Origin of the sequence: Falsiroseomonas oleicola, from assembly GCF_019029495.1 — a bacterium.
Taxonomy (GTDB): Bacteria; Pseudomonadota; Alphaproteobacteria; order Acetobacterales; family Acetobacteraceae; genus Falsiroseomonas; species Falsiroseomonas oleicola.
Window position 1 is genome coordinate 280,066 of the sequence record NZ_JAERQM010000002.1, and the last position, 18,633, is coordinate 298,698.

At 70.7% G+C, this 18,633-nt stretch carries 9 protein-coding genes; 1 reads left to right on the forward strand and 8 read right to left on the reverse strand.

Features of this window, described 5'->3' with window-relative positions:
- Nucleotides 1-8: 8 nt before the first annotated feature.
- From JJQ90_RS08200 to JJQ90_RS08215, 4 genes are read right to left on the reverse strand one after another with little or no spacing between them, the layout of a single operon-like run.
- Complete coding sequence (locus JJQ90_RS08200) at nucleotides 9-3,098, reverse strand: efflux RND transporter permease subunit (protein ID WP_216874252.1); 3,090 nt, start codon at nucleotides 3,096-3,098, stop codon at nucleotides 9-11.
- 3 nt (nucleotides 3,099-3,101) lie between these two features.
- A complete protein-coding gene (locus JJQ90_RS08205) occupies nucleotides 3,102-6,221 on the reverse strand; it encodes an efflux RND transporter permease subunit (protein WP_216874254.1) in 3,120 nt (1,039 codons plus the stop codon).
- A complete protein-coding gene (locus tag JJQ90_RS08210) occupies nucleotides 6,218-7,609 on the reverse strand; it encodes an efflux RND transporter periplasmic adaptor subunit (protein ID WP_216874256.1) in 1,392 nt (463 codons plus the stop codon). The genes JJQ90_RS08205 and JJQ90_RS08210 overlap by 4 nt, the downstream gene beginning before the upstream one ends.
- Nucleotides 7,606-9,096, reverse strand: coding sequence for an efflux transporter outer membrane subunit (locus tag JJQ90_RS08215; protein WP_216874258.1), 1,491 nt, complete (start codon nucleotides 9,094-9,096; stop codon nucleotides 7,606-7,608). The genes JJQ90_RS08210 and JJQ90_RS08215 overlap by 4 nt, the downstream gene beginning before the upstream one ends.
- Nucleotides 9,097-9,420: 324 nt before the next feature.
- On the opposite strand from JJQ90_RS08215, the gene JJQ90_RS08220 reads away from it, so the two are divergent.
- Nucleotides 9,421-13,587, forward strand: a complete 4,167-nt coding sequence (locus tag JJQ90_RS08220; protein WP_216874260.1) for a choice-of-anchor I family protein — start codon at nucleotides 9,421-9,423, stop codon at nucleotides 13,585-13,587.
- A gap of 152 nt (nucleotides 13,588-13,739) precedes the next feature.
- On the opposite strand, the gene JJQ90_RS08225 is transcribed toward JJQ90_RS08220, so the two are convergent.
- From JJQ90_RS08225 to JJQ90_RS08240, 4 genes are all read right to left on the reverse strand, one after another.
- A complete protein-coding gene (locus tag JJQ90_RS08225) occupies nucleotides 13,740-15,779 on the reverse strand; it encodes a coiled-coil domain-containing protein (protein WP_216874262.1) in 2,040 nt (679 codons plus the stop codon).
- A 31-nt stretch (nucleotides 15,780-15,810) separates the two neighbouring features.
- The gene (locus tag JJQ90_RS08230; RefSeq protein ID WP_216874264.1) at nucleotides 15,811-16,548 is read right to left on the reverse strand and encodes a GvpL/GvpF family gas vesicle protein; all 738 of its coding nucleotides are present in this window, start codon (nucleotides 16,546-16,548) and stop codon (nucleotides 15,811-15,813) included.
- Between the two features lies 1 nt (nucleotide 16,549).
- Complete coding sequence (locus tag JJQ90_RS08235) at nucleotides 16,550-17,362, reverse strand: hypothetical protein (RefSeq protein ID WP_216874266.1); 813 nt, start codon at nucleotides 17,360-17,362, stop codon at nucleotides 16,550-16,552.
- A gap of 254 nt (nucleotides 17,363-17,616) precedes the next feature.
- The gene (locus JJQ90_RS08240; RefSeq protein ID WP_216874268.1) at nucleotides 17,617-18,627 is read right to left on the reverse strand and encodes a 2-hydroxyacid dehydrogenase; all 1,011 of its coding nucleotides are present in this window, start codon (nucleotides 18,625-18,627) and stop codon (nucleotides 17,617-17,619) included.
- Between the last annotated feature and the right edge of the window lie 6 nt (nucleotides 18,628-18,633).

Sequence of the window (18,633 nt, forward strand, 5' to 3'; positions counted from 1 at the left end):
TCATCCGGTCAGGCCGGCGCGGTCACCCGGGGCAGCGGCCGGCGCCGCTTCGCCGCCATGCGCTCAAACGTCAGATAGACCGCCGGCGTGGTGTAGAGCGTCAGAAGCTGGGACAGGATCAGCCCGCCGATGATTGTGATGCCCAGCGGCTGCCGCAGCTCCGCCCCCGGCCCGGTGGCGATCGCCAGCGGGATGGCGCCGAACAGCGCGGCCAGAGTCGTCATCAGGATCGGGCGGAAGCGTTCGCGGCAGGCCTCCAGGATCGCCACCATGCCGCCCTCGCCGCCCTCGCGTTCATGGGCGAGGGCGAAATCCACCATCATGATGGCGTTCTTCTTCACGATGCCCATCAGCAGGATCACGCCGATCATCGCGATCACGCTGAACGGCGTATTGGTCGCCAGCAGCGCCAGCAATGCACCAATGCCCGCCGTCGGCAGGGTTGAGAGAATGGTCAGCGGGTGGATCAGGCTTTCATACAAGACGCCCAGCACGATGTAGATGGTGACCAGCGCCGCCAGGATCAGCAGCGGCAGGCCGCTCAGGAAGCTCTGGAAGCTGCGCGCATTGCCGGCGAATTCGCCCCGCACGCTGGCCGGCATCTGGATATCCAGCGCCGCCTGCTCGACGATCCGCGTCGCCTCCCCCAACTCCACCCCCTCGGCCAGCGAGAAGCTGATGCTGGCGGCCGGGAACAGGCCCTGATGGGTGATCGAGCGCGGCGCCGTGCTGCGTTCGAGCCGCACCAGCGACCCCAGCGGCACCGGCCCGTCGCGGCCGGGCACGAAGATGCCGGTAAGCTGGCCAGGGTCCTCCGTCAGCCGCGGATCGATCTCCAGGATCACCCGGTACTGGTTGCGGGTGCGGTAGATGGTGGAGACCTGGCGCTGCGCGAAGGCATTGTTCAGCGTCCCGCCCAGCGCGGAGATGGAAACGCCGAGCCGCGCCGCCGCATCCCGGTCGATCACCAGGCGGGAGACGAGGCCGGTGCGTTCCTGGTCGGAGGAGACATCGACCACCTGCGGGATGCTGCGAAGCTGGTTCACCAGCCGCTCGCTCCAGGTGCCGAGTTCCTCCAGATCGGGGCTCAGCAGCACATATTGGTAATTCGCATTGCCCTGGCGGCCGCCGATCATGATGTCGCTCTGCGCCCGCAGGAAGGTCTGCGCGCCGACGATGCGGCCCAGTGGCACACGCAGCCGGGCGATGACCTGGGCGGCGTTCATCCCGTCCCGCGCCGCCAGCGGCGTCAGCCCGACCTGCAGACGGATATTGCTGGAGCCGAAGAAGCCACCACCGCCGAGCGAGGCCGAGACATTCTCCACGGCCGGATCGGCGCGGATGATCTCCACCACCTGTTCCTGATAGGCGACCATCGCCTGGAAGGAGGTGTCCGGCTGGGCGATCACGGCGCCACTCAGCAGGTTGCTGTCCTGTTCGGGAAAGAAGGCCTTGGGCACTTGCATGTAGAGCCAGACGGTCAGCCCCACCAACCCGATGGTGCCAGCCACCGTCAGCCGCCGCCAGCGCAGCACCATCACCAGGCTGCGCATATAGCCGGCGATGATCCGGTCCATTGCCGCCTCGAACTCCCGTCCGAAGCGGCCCGGCGGGCGCGACGTCTGGCCGGCCAGCAGCACGGCCAGCATCGGCGTGACGGTCAGTGAGATGACGGCGGAGATCGCCACGGCGATGGACAGGGTCGCGGCGAATTCGAAGAACATGCGGCCGACGATGCCGCCCATGAACAGCAGGGGGATGAAGACGGCGATCAGCGAGAGGCTCATCGAGACCACGGTGAAGCCGATCTGCCGCGCGCCTTCCAGCGCCGCCTCCCGCGGCCGCAGCCCGCGTTCGGTCATCCGGGCCATGTTCTCGATCATGATGATGGCGTCGTCGACGACGAAGCCGACCGAGATGGTCAGCGCCATCAGCGACAGGTTGTTCAGCGAATAGCCCAGCATCCACATCACGCCGAGCGTTCCCAGCAGGGACAGCGGCACGGAGATTCCGGCGGCGATGATGGCGGAGGTGCGGCGCAGGAACAGTGCCACCACCAGCACCACCAGCACGATGCTGATGAGCAGCGTGTGCTGCACTTCCGCCACGCTGGCGCGGATCGTCTCCGACCGGTCGCGCATGATGGTGATGTCGATGCCGGCGGGGATCCAGCGGCCGAGGTCGGGCAGCAGGGCGCGGATGCCGTCCACCACCTCCAGCACATTGGCATCGGCCTGTTTGTAGACCGTCAGGATGATGGCGGGGCGGCCGTTATAGGAGCCGGATTGGCGCCGGTCCCGCGACCCGATATCCACCTGCGCCAGGCCGGACAGGCGGACGATGGCGCCATCCGCCTGGGTCACCACGATGTCGCCGAATTCCTGCGCCGTCACCAGCCGGTCATTCACCGCGATGGCGGCGGATTGCAGCGGCCCGTCGATCAGCCCGGTGGGCTGGGTGACATTCGCATTGGTGATCGCGGTGCGGATCTGGTCGAGCGAGACATTGGCCGCCGTCGCCGCCGCCGGATTGACGGCGACGCGGATCGCCGGCTGCTCGGCGCCGGCGATGCCCACCGTCGCGGTGCCGTTCACCTGGGCGAGGCGCGGCACCACCACGCTGTCCGCCGCATCATAGATCTCGCCGGCCGTCAGCGTGTCCGAGGTCATCGCCAGGATCAGCACCGGCTGATCACCCGGGTTCAATTTGCGAAAACTCGGCTGGCTGGTGAGGCCGGAGGGCAGGTCGGCCTGCGCCGCGTTGATCGCCGCCTGCACATCCCGCGCCGCCGATTCGATGGAGCGCGACAGATCGAACTGCAGGATGATCCGGGTGGAGCCGAGCGAGGAGCTGGAGGTCATCTCGCTGATGCCCGGAATCTCGCCCAGCTTGCGTTCCAGTGGCGCGGCGACGGACGACGCCATGATCGCCGGATCGGCGCCGGACTGGCTGGCGGTGACCGCGATGGTCGGGAAATCCACTTTCGGGAGTGGCGCCACCGGCAGGTCGAAATAGGCAACCAGCCCGGCCAGGGCCAGGCCGATGGCCATCAGCGTGGTGCCGATGGGGCGCGCAATGAAGGGGGCGGAGATCGACATGGGCTATTCGGCCGGGGCCGGCGGGGCGGCGCGATGGCCCAGCCGCTGTGCGCGGCTGCGGATCGCCTCCATCGCCAGGTAGATGACCGGCGTGGTGTAGAGCGTGATGACCTGGCTCAGCAGCAGCCCGCCGATGACCGAAACCCCGAGCGGCAGCCGCAGCTCCGACCCCGCGCCGCTGCCCAGCACCAGCGGCAGCGCGCCCAGCAGGGCCGCCATGGTGGTCATCATGATCGGCCGGAAGCGCAGCAGGCAGGCCTCCCGGATCGCGTCGCGCGGCGTCATGCCGTGCTCGCGCTGCGCCTCCAGCGCGAAGTCGATCATCATGATGGCGTTCTTCTTGACGATGCCCATCAGCAGCACGATGCCGATCATGCCCACCACCGACAGGTCCAGCCCGAACAGCTCCAGCCCCAGCAGCGCGCCGATGCCGGCGGAGGGCAGGGTGGACAGGATGGTGATGGGGTGGATGACGCTTTCGTAAAGCACGCCCAGCACGATGTAGATGACGATGATCGCCGCCAGGATCAGCCAGCCCTGGCCGGCCAGCGACCGGGTGAATTCCGCCGCGTCGCCACCGAAACTGCCCGCCATGGAATCCGGCAGGCCGAGCCCGGCCTGCGCCGTGCGGATCGCCTCCAGCGCGCCGCCCAGGGATGCGCCGGGGGCCAGGTTGAAGCTGAGCGTCACCGCCGGGAACTGGTCCTGCCGCGTGATGGTCAGCGGCGCCCGGCCCCGGGTGATGGTGGCAATCTCCGCCAGCGGGATCTGCGGCGCGATGGTGGCGCCGGCGGCCGATCCGGTGACGCGCAGCAGGCCGATGGCGGCCGGGTCATTGGCCTGGGCCGGATCGGCTTCCAGCACCACGCGGTACTGGTTGTTCTGCGCATAGATGGTGGAGATCTGGCGCTGGCCGAAGGCGTTGTACAGCGTGTCGTCCACCGCCTGCATGGTCACGCCCAGCCGCGCCGCGCGCAGGCGGTCGACCTGGACCTGTACGCGCAGCCCATCCTCCCGCTGGTCGCTGCCGACATCGCGCAGCTCCGGCAATTGGCGCATCGCCGCCAGCATGCGCGGCGCCCATTCGGCGATCAGCGCCGCATCGCTGTCCATCAGCGTGTACTGATACTGGGTGGAGGACGGGCGGGTGCCGATCTGGATGTCCTGCACCGGCTGCATGTAGATCTCGATGCCGGGAATCTCGGCAAGGCGCGGGGACAGCCGCGCCATGATGGCGGAGACGCCGTCGCTGCGTTCCGCGCGCGGCCGCAGCACCGCGGTCAACCGCCCGGTGTTCTGCGCCGCATTCACCGTGCCGGCGCCGGCGACGGAGGTCACGGCGATCACATCCGGATCGGCCTGCGCCACCTCCGCCACCTGCCGCTGCAATTCGGACATGCGGGCGAAGGAGACGTCCTGCGGCGCCTCGGTGGTAATCGTAATCAGGCCGGTATCCTGAAGGGGAAGAAAGCCCTTCGGCATGACGACGTAGAGGCCCACCGTGCCGGCCACGGTCAGGGTCGCCAGCACCAGCATCAACCCCTCCCGCGCCAGGGCCATGTCCAGCGTGCGCGCATAGCCGCGGCGCATCGCCTCGAACCCCCGCTCGAACAGGTCGGAGATGCGGCCGGGCCTGTCTTCCCCATGCGGGCGCAGCAGCAGCCCGCACATCATCGGGGTGAGGGTCAGCGACACCACCATGGAAACCAGCACGGAGATGGTCAGCACCATGGCGAATTCGCGGAACAGCCGGCCGACCACGCCCTCCATGAACAGCAGCGGGATGAAGACCGCGACCAGCGACAGGGTCAGGGAGACGATGGTGAAGCCGATCTGCTTCGCACCCTCATAGGCGGCCTGCAGGGGCTTCTTCCCCTCCTCGATCATGCGGACGATGTTCTCGATCATGACGATCGCATCATCCACCACGAAGCCCGTCGCGATGACCAGGGCCATCAGCGAGAGGTTGTCCATGGAATAGCCGAGCAGCGCCATGATGCCGAAGGTGCCGATGATGGACAGCGGCAGCGCCACGCCGGGCACGATGGTGGCCCGCAGGGTGCGCAGGAACAGGAAGATCACCGCCACCACCAGCAGGATGGACAGCACAAGGGTGAGCTGCACCTCATGCACCGAGGCGCGGATCGTCTCCGTCCGGTCGGAGACGACGGAAAGCTCCATCCCCGCCGGCAAGGCGCGTTGCAACCCATCGAGCTGGCCGCGCAGCGCTTCGACCGTGGCGACGATATTGGCGCCGGGCTGGCGCTGCACATCCAGCAGCACCGCGGGGCGGCCGTTGAACCAGGCCGCCGTCAGCGTGTTCTCCAGCCCCTCCACCGCCACACCGACATCGCGCAGCCGCACCGGAGCTTCATCCCGCCAGGCGATGATGAGGTCCTCGAAGCCCGCGATGGTGGTGATCTGGTCGTTCGCCATGACGGCGGAGGCCTGCAGCGGCCCGTTCACCGAACCCTTGGCGCCGGCGACATTGCCGGCGGTGACGGCGCTGCGCACCGCCTCCATCCCGATGCCATAGGCGGCCAGCCGGCGCGGATCGACCTGCAGCCGCACCGCCGGGCGCATATTGCCCTGCACCGCGACGCGGCCGACGCCGCCCACCTGCGCCAGCCGCTGCGCCAGCAGCGTGTCGACGATATCCGACATGCGGGAGACCGGCAGCGTCTCACTGGTCAGCGCCAGGGTCAGGATCGGCGGGTCGGCCGGGTTCACCTTGGCATAGGTCGGCGGGTAGGGAAGGGTGGAGGGCAGGGTGCCGCGCGCGGCATTGATCGCCGCCTGCACATCCTGCGCCGCGTCGTCGATGTCCCGGTCCAGGTTGAACTGAAGCGTGATGCGGCTGACCGAGGGCCCGCTGACCGAGACCATCTCCGCCAGCCCGGCGATCTGCGCCAATTGCCGCTCCAGCGAGGCGGTGACCAGCACCGCGATCGTCTCGGGCGAGGCCCCCGGAAGCTGCGTCGTCACCTGGATGGTGGGAAAATCCACCTCCGGCAGCGAGGACACGGGCAGGCGCATGTAGCCATAGAGGCCGGTCAGCAGCACCGCGATGGCCAGCAGCGCGGTTGCGACCGGCCGCGCGATGAAGGGGGCGGAGATGTTCACGGTGCGGGCGGGGGGCCAGGGGGAGCGCCAGCAGGAGCCCCTGGCGCTCCACCGGCCGGCGGCCGGCGCCGCGCCTGCCGCGGCACCGCCACCGGCACCACCGGATCGGCCACCTGCACCGCGCTGCCCGCCACCAGGCGCAGCGCGCCGGAGGTGACGGCCCGCTCACCCGGGCGCATCCCCCGCAGCACCACGGCCTGCTGGCCGGCGATGGTGCCGAGCGTCAGCGGCCGCTGCTCCACCGTATTGTCGTCCTTCACCACGAAGGCGTAGGGCCCCTGCGGCCCGCGCTGCACCGCGACCAGCGGCAGCACCACCACGTCGCGCAGCGTGTCCACCTGGATGCGGGTATTGACGAAGGCGCCGGGCCAGAGCCGCAGGTCGGCATTGGGGAATTCGGCCTTCAGCCGGATGGTGCCCGTGGTGGCGTCCACCTGGTTGTCCACCGTCACCAGCCGGCCGACCGGATTGGCCGGCGGCGGGCTGCCATCGGCGCGCGGCGGCGCCGATTCCGCCAGCCTCGCCTCCACCGGCACCTCGCCCCCGGCCAGCGCCTGCATCACCTGCGGCAGGGTCTGCTGCGGCAGGGTGAAGTTCACGGCGACGGGGCGAAGCTGCGTCACCACCACGATGCCGGTGGTGCTGCTGGACTGCACATAATTGCCGATATCCACCTGCCGCAGCCCGATCCGGCCATCGATGGGGGAGCGGATGGTGGTGTCGTCCAACTGCGCCTGGGCATTGGCGATGGTCGCGTCGTCGAACTGCAACTGCGCTTCAAGCTGCGCCACGGTGGCGCGCTGGGTGTCCAGCGTCTGCTGGGATGTGCCGCTGCTGCGGGCGAGCTGGGTGTAGCGCTGCAGGTCGCGCCGGGCATTGGCGAGCTGCGCCTCCCGCTGCGCCCGGGTCGCCACCGCCTGGTCCAGCGCCGCCTGGTAGCTGCGCGAATCGATCCGCACCAGGATGTCGCCCGCCGTCACCTCCTGCCCCTCGCGGAACAGGATTTCCATGATGCGGCCGGAGACCTGCGGCACGATGGTGACGGTGTTGGAGGCCTGCACGGTGCCCAGCGCATCCAGCAGGATCGGCAGGTTCTCGACCGTCGCGGTCGCCGCCGTCACCGGAATCGCGGGCATGCCGCGCCTCGCGCCGGCGGGGCCAGCCCCGGTCGTCACCTGGGGTGTCGCGCCGAACCAGCCCTGCTGCCAGGCATAGCCACCACCTGCCGCCGCCAGCAGCGCGGCCGAAAGCAGCCAGGGCCAGGCCCGGCGCCGCGCGGCCGGCTGCGGTGCCGGCAGCGCCAGCACCTCCGGCGGCGCGGGCAGGGCCTTGGGCGTGGGGGAGGCCAAGGGCGGCTCCGGCTGCGGCGGGCGGGGCAGGTCATTCATGGCAGGGGCCTTGTCGGGCCGCCGGCAATCGGGGCGGGCTGGGGAGATGGGGTGGAGGCGGGCGGAACATAGGTCCAGCCGCCGCCGAGCGCGGTGAACAAGGCGGCAGCGGCCTGCAACCGGTCCGTCTGCGCCTGGGCCAGGGCGTTGCGGGCGGTGAACAGGCTGGACTGAACGCTCAGCACCGTCAGCAGATCCACCGTGCCGGCCTGCAGCTGCGCCTCCGCGATCGCATAGGCCCGCCGGGCGGAGGCTTCGCGCACCCGCTGCAACTCCACCGATTCACTGGTGCGGCGCAGGGCGGAAAGGCTGGTCTCGGTGTCCTGCAGCGCGGCCAGGATGGTGCGCTGGTACTCCGCCAGCAACTCCTGCTGCCGGGCGTCGAACTGCTCCACCTGGGCGCGCAGCGACCCGGCATTGAAGATCGGCGCGGTCAGCCCGGCCGCCAGGCTGTACACGGTGGAACCCGGCCGCAGCAGCAGGTCCAGCGCCGTGCTCTGCAGGCCACCCGAGCCGGTCAGTGCGATGGTCGGGAACAGCGCGGCGCGGGCGGCGGCGAGATTGGCATTGCCGGCGGCGAGGTTGGCCTCCGCCAGTTGCACATCCGGCCGCCGCACCAGCACCTCCGCCGGCAGGCCGGCCGTCACGGGCGGCACGCGAATCGCCTCCAGCCGCATGGCGCGGATGTCGATCTCCCCCGGCGCCACGCCGGTCAGGGTGCCGAGGGCGAAGCTGTTCTGTTCCGCCGTCTGTTGCAGCGGCGGGATGGCGGCGCGCTGCTGCGCCACGGTGGTTTCCTGCTGCGCCACATCCAGGCCGGTGGCGGTGCCCACCGCCACGCGCTGGCGCAGGATGGACAGGTTGCGGTTCGCCAGCTCCAGGTTGCCGCGCTGGATTTCCAACTGCTCCTGCGCGCCGAGCACGTTGAACAGGGCGGTGGCGACGGAGGACTGGGTGCTGAGCGCGGTGACGCCGATGGCATAGCGCGCCGCGGTGGCGGAGGAGCGGGCGCTTTCCAGGATGGCCCGGTTGCGGCCCCAGAAGTCCACCTCATAGCTGGCCGAGAGGCCCACCCCGAAGCTGTTCCCCGCGCTGCCGGCCGAGCCCGGATTGCGGTTGGTGCCGCGCGACCGGCCGGCCGAAAGGTCCCCATCCACGGTCGGCAGCAGTGCCGCGCCGGAGATCCGCACCTCCGCATCCGCCTGCCGCAGCCGGGCCGCCGCGCCGGCCAGGTCCAGGTTGCCCGCCATGGCCGCCCGCATCAGCGCATCGAGCTGCGGCGTGTCGAATTCCCGCCACCAATCGGGCTCCGGCCAGCGCATGGCGGTCGGCGCCGGCTCGGCCTGGGCCATGCGGAAGACGCTGGGCAGGCGCAGGCCGGAAGCCGCCGGGTCGATCCGCGCCGCGCAGCCAGTGGCCAGAAGCGCCAGGCCAAGCAGGCCGGAGGTGCGGAGAATGGCGGGGCGGGGGGGAAGATGGTGGCGCATGCGCGGCAATATGAACCCTGCTTGTGGCGCCGGGGAGGCGGACGCCCTCTGCATGTCTCTCTGGCCCGGCGGGGCCGTGAGGGCCACCGACTTTTGGCTACGAAGCGTTTCGGCCGGTAAGCGGCGCCGCGCTGGTCGCAACATCGGCGGTTCCGACCGCCGGAAAAGGGCGCGGCGGCAGCAAGGTTAATATTCCTTAAGCCCAACTGACCTCCGCCTGTCACATGCCGCGGATACCAAGCCGCGCATGAAAGGCAGCCGGCGACCCGCATCCGTGAAGACGGGTCGGGTGGAACGGCGTGCCGCGATGTCCGGAGCGATGACATGAGCCTGAGCACGACCGCCACCAACGCCCTGACCTTCGCGGAGACCGGCAGCCTGGCCCTGGCCGGCGCCGAGATCTCGGCCTTCGATCCCGGCAGCAATCGCCTTTTCGTGACCTCCGGCAGCGGGCTTCAGGTGGTGGACCTGTCCAACCCCGCCGCGCCGGTGCTGGTGACGACCATCGACTTCACCGATCTCGGCTTCGTCACCACCGACATCACCAGCGTCGCGGTGAAGAATGGCGTGGTCGCCGTGGCCCTGCCCGATGCCGACAAGGCGCTGCCCGGCCAGGTGGTGCTGCTGAACGCCGCCGATGGCGCGCTGCTGAATGCGGTGACCGTGGGCGCGCTGCCGGACAGCCTGACCTTCACCCCCGATGGCAGCAGGATCCTCGTCGCCAATGAGGGCGAGATGAACGAGGACGGCACCGATGGCGACGGCAGTGTCAGCATCATCGACCTGAGCAATGGTGCGGCCAACGCGACCGTCACCACCGCCACCTTCGATGCCTTCAACGGCCAGGAAGACGCACTGCGCGCCGCCGGCGTGCGCATCTTCGAGAGCCGCAGCGTCGCCCAGGATGTCGAGCCGGAGTATGTGGCGATCTCCGCCGACGGCCTGACCGCCATGGTGACCTTGCAGGAAGCCAATGCGGTGGCCCTGCTGGATATCGCCACCGCCACCTTCACGGCCATCGTGCCGCTCGGGCTGAAGGATTTCTCCGGCCTGCTGGCCGACTACAGCGACCGTGACGGCCCGGGCAACGACCCGCTGCCGGGCAACCTGGTGAATGCCCCGGTCTTCGGCATGTACATGCCGGATGCGATCGACAGCTACCAGGCCGATGGCCAGACCTTCTACGTCATCGCCAATGAGGGCGACGACCGCGACGACTTTCTCAGCGGCGGCGAGACCATCCGCGTCGGCAACAACGGCTATGTGCTCGACCCGACCGTCTTCCCGAATGCGGCCGAGTTGAAGGACAATGACAATCTCGGCCGGCTTACCGTCTCCAACGCGCCGGGCCTGCGCGGGGACACGGATGGCGACGGCGATATCGACCAGATCCTGATGTATGGCGCGCGGTCGTTCTCCATCCTCGACGCGCAGGGCAATATCGTCTTCGACAGCGCCGACATCATCGAGCGCATCGTGGCCGAGCATTTCCCCGAACTGGTCGATGACAGCCGCAGCGACAACAAGGGGCCGGAGCCGGAGGGCATCGAGATCGCCCAGATCGGCGGCTCCACCTATGCCTTCGTCGCGCTGGAACGCTCCAATATCACGCTGAGCTTCGACGTGACGAACCCGGAGGCGGTGTCCTATGTCGGCGCCGCGCGGATGGAGGGTTCGGTCAGCCCCGAGGGCGTGCTGGTGATCCCGGCCGAGGATTCGCCGACCGGCAAGGCGCTGCTCGTGGTCAGCAACGAGGTGAGCAGCACGCTCTCCGTCTTCACCACCACCCAGACCCCGGCCTTCACCCTCCAGCTGCTGCATTTCGCCGATGGCGAGGCGGGCCTGCTGGCCGGCAGCACGGCGAAGAACCTGGCCGCGCTGGTCGATGCCTTCGACGGCACCTATGAGAACACGCTGATCCTGGCCGGCGGCGACAACTACATCCCCGGTCCCTTCCTGGCCGCCGGCACCGATGCCTCCGTCGCCGCCACCCATGGCCGCGGCAACAACCCCGGCGCGGCGGATATCGAGATCCACAACCGCATCGGCGTGGAAGCCTCGACCATCGGCAACCATGAATTCGACCTTGGCACCAATGCCTTCGCCGACGCCGTGAACGACGCGGCCTTCCCCTATCTCTCCGCCAACCTCGACTTCTCCGGCGACCCGGCGCTTGCCGGCCGCTACACGGAGACGGTCGGCACGGGTGGGCTGGAGGATGCCTCGACGCTGGCCGGCCGCATCGTGCCTTCCGCCGTGGTGGACAAGGGTGGCGAGAAGATCGGCCTGGTCGGCGTGACCACGCAGATCCTGGAGAACATCTCCTCCACCGGCGGCGTCGAGGTGAAGGGCTTTGACGGCGACGGCGCCGAGACCAACGACATGGTCCTGCTGGCCGCCCAGCTTCAGCCGGTGATCGACGACCTGATCGCCCAGGGCGTCAACAAGATCATCCTGATGTCCCACCTCCAGCAGATCCAGTTCGAGCAGCAACTGGCGACGCTGCTGAGCGGTGTCGACATCATCCTCGCCGCCGGCTCCAACACCCGCCTTGGCGACGAGAACGACCAGGCGGTGGAATTCCCCGGCCATGCCGCGGATTTCGCCGGAACCTACCCGCTGGTCACCACCGGCGCGGATGGCGGCACCACGCTGATCGTCAACACCGACAATGAGTACACCTACCTCGGCCGCCTGGTGGTTGACTTCGATGCCGAGGGCCGCATCATCCTGGAGAACCTCGACAGCGCGGTGAACGGCGCCTACGCCGCGACCGACCAGAATGTGGCCGATGCCTGGGGCGTGGAGGTCGAGGACCTCGACACCACCGCCTTCGCCGAGGGCACCAAGGGCGCCGAGGTGGCCGAGATCACCGATGCGGTGGCCGCGGTGATCGCCGCCAAGGACGGCAATGTCTTCGGCTATACCGATGTCTATCTGGAAGGCGAGCGTGCCCAGGTCCGCAGCCAGGAAACCAACCTCGGCAACCTGACCGCCGATGCCAACCGCGAAGCGGCGGCGGATGCGCTGGGCGACCAGCCCTTCATCTTCTCCCTGAAGAATGGCGGCGGCATCCGCGCGCAGATCGGCGCGATCGATGTCGTCAGCGGCGACAAGCTGCCGCCGATCGCCAATGACAGCGCCGGCAAGCCCGCCGGCGGGGTCTCCGAACTCGATGTCGAGAATGCGCTGCGCTTCGACAACAAGCTGATGGTGTTCGACACCACGCCGCAGGGTCTGCTGAACATCCTGGAATTCGCCGCCAGCATCAATCCCGGCAGCGGCGGCTTCATCCAGCTCGGCGGCGTGCGCTTCGCCTTCGACCCGGACAATGCGGTGGGTGAGAAGGTGACCAGCGTCGCCCTGACGGACCAGGCCGGCCATGTGATCGCCCGCGTGGTCGAGAATGGCGAGATCGTCGCCGGCGCCCCGGCGCTCATCAGCGTCGTCGCGCTGAACTTCACGGCGAATGGTGGCGACGGCTATCCGGTGAAGGCCAATGGCAGCAACTTCCGCTACCTGCTGGATGACGGCACGCTGAGCGCGCCGATCGACGCGTCGCAGGACTTCACCGCGGGCGGCAATGTCCCTGCCAATGCGCTGGGCGAGCAGCAGGCGCTGGAAGCCTACATGCAGGAATTCCACGGCACGCCGGAAACCGCCTTCAACCAGGCGGATACCCCGGCCTCCGAGGACACCCGCATCCAGAACCTGAACGCCAAGGCCGAGGACACGGTGTTCGAAGGCCTGGACATCACCGGCGGCGAGGGTGCCGACCGCATCGTCGGCACCGAGGGCGACGACACGCAGAGCGGCGGCGACGGCGATGACCGCCTGCTCGGCCGCGGTGGCGATGACCTGCTGATCGGCGGTGCCGGCAACGATCGCCTGGTCGGCGATGCGGGTGCCGACACGCTGCTCGGTGGCGACGGCAACGACACCATGTCCGGTGGCGCGGGCAACGACACCCTGGTCGGCGATGCCGGCAACGACCGCCTGCTGGGCGATGCCGGTGATGACCGCCTGTTCGGCATGGACGGCAACGACACCATCCTCGGCGGCACCGGCAATGACGATCTGGAGGGCGGCGACGGTGCGGACCGCATGCTGGGCGGCGCCGGCGACGACGTGCTGATGGGCGGCCTTGGCCTCGACATCCTGCTGGGTGGCGCGGGCGCCGATATCTTCCGCTTCGCCGCCTATGAGGAAAGCCTGCGCGGCAGCTCCGACCGCATCCGCGACTTCTCGGTGGCGGAGGGCGACAAGATCGACCTCTCCTTCATCGACACCGACCTGCTGATGCCGGGGGACCAGGGCTTCGTCTTCGTCGGCAGCGACGCCTTCCTCGGCGGCGGCGTGGCCTCCGTCCGGGTCCAGTACGGCCTCACCGGCACCGCGGTGCAGGTGGATGCCGGCGATGGCGGGGATGCCGAGATGCTGATCCTGCTGGTCGGTCAGCCGGCCCTGCAGGCCAGCGACTTCATCCTGTAAGGCTTATACCAGCGCTCGATTGCATCGAGCGCTGGTATACCTTGCCAGGCCCTCAGGCGCCGGGCGGAAACCTCCGGTTTCCTCGGCTGCGCGGCATAAGCCGCGGCGCCCATTCGGGCGCTCGGACCGGTCAAGAGACCGATCCGCCGGTATTACGCCGCGCCGGCGCGATCCATGGGGATCGTCTCGACTTCCAGTGTGGCCGCCCCCGGGCTTGCCCCGGTCGCGGCGGTCAGCGCCGCCGCCGCCTCCGCCAGCCGTTCGGCGGCCCGGTTCGGCGCTTCCGCCGCGCGCTCCAGCGCGGCGCAGGTCTCCGGCAGGCGTTCGGCCAGCGCGGCGAGCGCTTCCGCCGCCGGGCGCAGCCGGTGGCCGGCGGCGTCCATCATGCCGGTGGAACTCGCGAGGCGCTGCGCCGCGCCCTCCAGCAGCGGCTGTGCCGCCTGGACCGCGGTCAGATGGGCCTCCGCGATCGGTTCCAGCCGCTCGAGCCGATCCATCTGCTGGCGCAGCCCATCCGTCGCCGCCGCGATATCGTCCCGTGTCGCCATGCCCTGCGACTCCACCGCCGGGGCCACCAGCCCGAGGCAGGCGGCTTCCTGGCGCAGGGCTTCCGTCGCATCGTCCAGCCGCTGCGCCATTTCGTTGATCCGGGCATCGAAGGCGGGCACGGCGCCGCCGAGGCGTGTCGCCTCGCCGCGCAAGGTGTCGGCGGCTTCCATCACCTGGGCGGCGCTGGCCGCGGCCTCCTCCGCCAGTTGCGGGGCGACGGCGCCGAGCCGTTCCGCTTCCTCCCGCAGGCGTTCTGCCGTCTCCCGCATCATGGTCGCCATGGCCTCGGCCTGGGCGGCGATCTCCGGCGCGACGCGGGTCAGCGCCTCAGCCTCCTGCCGCAATGTGGCGCCGGCCTCGGCGGCCTGGGCCACCATCGCGCTGGCCTGGGCGGCGAGCAGCGGGCCGAGCGTGCCGAGCCGCGCGGCCTCCTCCCGCATCGCCGCCAGGGTCGTGGCGGTATCCGTCTCCAGCGCGCCGAGCCGCGCGGTCTGTTCATGCATCGCGGTTGCCGCGGCGGCGGTCTCGTCGCGCAGTCCGGCGGTGAAGGCCTGGGCCTCGGCGGTCAGGGCCTCGGGCAGGGCGGCCATGCGGCTGGTCTCGGCACGCAGCATTTCCGCTGCCCCGGCCAGCTCGGCGACGGCCTCGGCGGCCTTGCCTTCCAGGCCTGGGGCCATGGCCGCCAGCGCCGCCGCTTCCTCCCGCAGCATGGCGGTATCGGCACGCAACCGGCCCGACAGGCCGTCCATTTCCGTCCGCAACGCCGCGGCCGCCGCCTCCACCGGGCCGGGCAGCGCGGCGAGCAGGGGCGGCAGCGCGGCTTCCAGCCGCTGTTCCACATGGCTGGCGACCTGTTCCAGCCGCTGCGGCAGGGCGTCGCCGAGCGCCAGCATGGCGGTGGCGGCGCGTTCCAGGCGCTGCGCCACCTGGCCCATGCGGCCATTCTCCTCGGGATCAGGGCGCGCCCCGGGCGTCGGCTCCGGCCGGCCTTCCGGCATCCGGTCCAGCCGGGCCATCAGCCGCCCCTCCGCCGCGACCAGCGAGGCGTCGAGCGGCCCGGCGAGCTGGGCCGCGACCTCCTGCGGCAGGCTGTCGAGCCGCGCCGCCATGCCCTGCGGCAGCAGGGCGAGGGCCTGCTCGGCGCGGGCCGTCATCTGCGCCATGCGCTGCGCCTGGCTGTCCACCAGCCCGGGCAGCAAAGCCAGCGCCTGGGCGGCGCTGCCGCTGCTCTCGGCGCTTTCCTCCAGCCTCGCGGTGGCGCGGGCGGCGGCTTCGGCCATGCGCGTGGCGGCCTGGGCGGAATCCGCCTGGATGCGCGTGGCCTCCGCGCCCTCCCGCTTCAGCCGCATCATCTCCTCGGTCAGGGCGCGCAGCAGCGCGGCCATGGGTTCCGTCATAGCCTCCGGCCGTGTCGCCGGTGCGGCGGGGGCGGCGCCCCGGCGCCACAGACCGGCCAGCGCCACGCCGGCGCCCAGCAGGCCGAGGCCGGCGGCGGCCGGCATGGCCCAGGGCGTTTCCAGGCCCCCGGCCAGCGCCGCGCCCATCAGGCCCGTCCCGGCGCCCAGCGACAGCGCGGCCAGCAGGCCATCCGCACCCAACCTGCTGAGATTCAGCCTGCGAAGATCCGGCTTCGGCGCCTGCATGGCTGTCTCCATCCTCGAAAATCCGGCCACGTCAGGCATCCCGCGCGGCCTCCCGCGCATAGGCATAGGGCGGGAAGGGGCCGGCGAGGGACAGCACCAGCCCCGTACCGGCCAGGTCCATGGCGGCCGTGTCCAGCGCCTTGCGCAGCCGGCGCTGCGCATCGCCGGCCAGCAGCGCGGCCCAGCCGGCCACGGCGCCCGCTTCGGGGCGGGTCGGGGCGAGGTGTCGCGCCTCGGCACCCAGCAGCCGGGCGAGGTCCTGCGCCGCCTGCCGCCGCCGCGCCTGGCGGGCGGCGAGAAGCGCCGCGCCCGGCCGTGGCGCGGTGGGCTGGCCGATCTCGTCGGACGTGGCGGGCCGGGCCAGATCAGGGTCGGCCTGCCGCAGCCAGGCGGCGTGCTGGGCCACATCCTCCTCCAGCGTCACCGACCATTCGGCGCAGCCGGAGACGGCGGCCAGGGCGCAACCGAAGCGGCGCGCGCGCTGCCGCAGCCAGAGCCGCAGGGAACCAGGATCCGGAAAGACGGCGCCGAGCGCCAGGGGCAGCGTCGGCCCCGGCACGGCGGCGACCACGCGGTGATGCGCCTCGGCGCGGGCGCCCAGCCAGTCCGGGTCCTCGGCCGCGTCGAAGAAGCCTTCGGGCACCTGGCTGGCGAGCACGGTCAACCCGGCCTCATCCAAAGCGAGCAGGGGCAGGCCGGGCAGGATGCCGGGTGCCTGGGGCAGCGGCATGCCGCCCATGGTCACCGCATAGGCGTAGAGCGCGCTCATCTCAGGCGGCCTCGATGGTGGCGGCCTGGCGCAGTTGCGGCGTGCCGGGCTGGAGCGCGCTGGCCAGGCCGCGCCACAGCTCCGTCACCTCGGCGGGCTGGCGCCGTTCCGGCAGGCCGCCCAGCGACCAGTGGCCGGTTGCCTCAGCGGGCCGCAGCAGGCGCAGCGCGCCGAGTGCCAGCGCCGGCAAGGGGCCGCGCAGTTCCACCCGCTGGTCGCGCGGCAAGGCGAGATTCAGCGCCGCCTGCAGCGCCGCCACCGCGCCGTCGCGCAGGATGATGGTGGCGCCGGACTCGTGCTCCCCCAGGTCATGGGGCTGGGCGGCGATGGCGACGACATGCGGATGCAGCGCGGCTTCCAGCGCGGCCTGGGCTGCCGTGCCATCGGGTGCGACGCCGTGCAGCACCACATCCCATTGCTGCCGGCCGCCCTGCCGCGCCAGGGTGCTGGCCAGCGCGCCTTCCTGCATGGCCAGCAGGTCGCGCAGCGCCGCCTCGGGACAGGTCGCGGAAAGCGGGTCGCAGGCCAGGAAGGCGCCGTGCCGGCAGGCCAGTTCCAGCCGCTGCCGCAGCCGGGGCCAGGCGCGCAGCAGGGCGGCGCGGTCGCGGCGCTGGAACAGGCGGCGCAGGGGCGCCTCGGCCGGTTGCACCAGGGCCACCGCCTGGCCGCAGGGAAGCAGCGCCACATCCGGCCCCATCCGTGCCGCCAGCGCCGCCGCGCCGGCCTCCGGCGCCAGGCCGAGCAGCCGCACCATCCGGTCCATGGAGCCGCGTTGCGGGGGCAGGTCGCGCCGCTGGGGCAAGTCACGTTGCAAGGGCCGCGTATCCTGGCCTGGCCGGGAATGCGCCCGGGCGCCGACCTCCATCCTGGATGTCTGGATGGCAGGCTAACCGCGCCCTGGTGAATCAGCCGTGAAGCCGGGGCGGAGGGGCGGTATCATGCCGATACCCGCAAAGACCGACCGCGGCCGGCGACGCCGGCCGAGCGCCCGAACGGGCGCCGTGCCCAGTGGCGCGCAGCCAGGCGGCCAGAGGCCGCGCCCGGCGCCAGAGGGCACCGAAACGGCGCTCAGGCCAGCTTCTCGGTCGAGACCTCATGCCGCGCGCGGCCGGTGCTGGCGAAGGCGCTGATATTGTCCAGCGTGATCTCCGCGATCGCCGCCATGGCATCGGCGGTGAAGAAGGCCTGGTGCGCGGTGACCAGCACATTGGGGAAGGTCAGCAGCCGGGCGAAGATGTCGTCCTGGAGCATCTGGCCGGACAGATCCTCGAAGAACAGATCCGCCTCCTCCTCATAGACATCGAGGCCCAGCAGCCCGATGGCGCCGGATTTCAGCCCGTCGATCGCCGCCCGCGTGTCGACGATGGCGCCCCGGCTGGTATTGATCAGCATGGCGCCGCGCTTCATCCCGCCGATCGCCGCCGCGTCGATCAGATGCCGCGTCGCCGGCGTCAGCGGACAGTGCAGGGTGATGATGTCGGACCGGGCCAGCAGTTCCTCCATCGCCACATAATCCAGGCCCAGCGCGCGCCCCTCCTCCGAGGGAAATGTGTCATGCGCCAGCAGATGGCAGCCGAAGCCGCGCAGGATGCGGGCGACGGCCAGGCCGATGCGCCCGGTGCCGACGATGCCGGCGGTGCGGCCATGCATGTCGAAGCCGAGCAGCCCGTCCAGCGCGAAATTCCCCTCCCGCACGCGGGCATAGGCGCGGTGGATGCGGCGGTTCAGCGACAGCATCATCGCCACCGTGTGCTCCGCCACCGATTCCGGCGAATAGGCCGGCACCCGTGCGACGGTGATGCCGAGCCGCTGCGCCGCCACCAGGTCCACATTGTTGAAGCCGGCGCAGCGCAGCGCGACCAGCCGCACGTCGAGCCCGGCCAGCGCCTCCAGCACCCCGGCATCCGCCTGGTCGTTGACGAAGGCGCAGATGGCCCCCGCACCCTGGGCCAAAGCGACGGTCTCGGCGGAGAGCCGCGCCTCCTGGAAGACCAGGCGGTGCGGCGCCCCGGCCGCCGCATTGGCGGCCTCCAGGAACTGCCGGTCATAGGGCTTGGCGCTGAAGACGGCGACCTGCATGGGAAT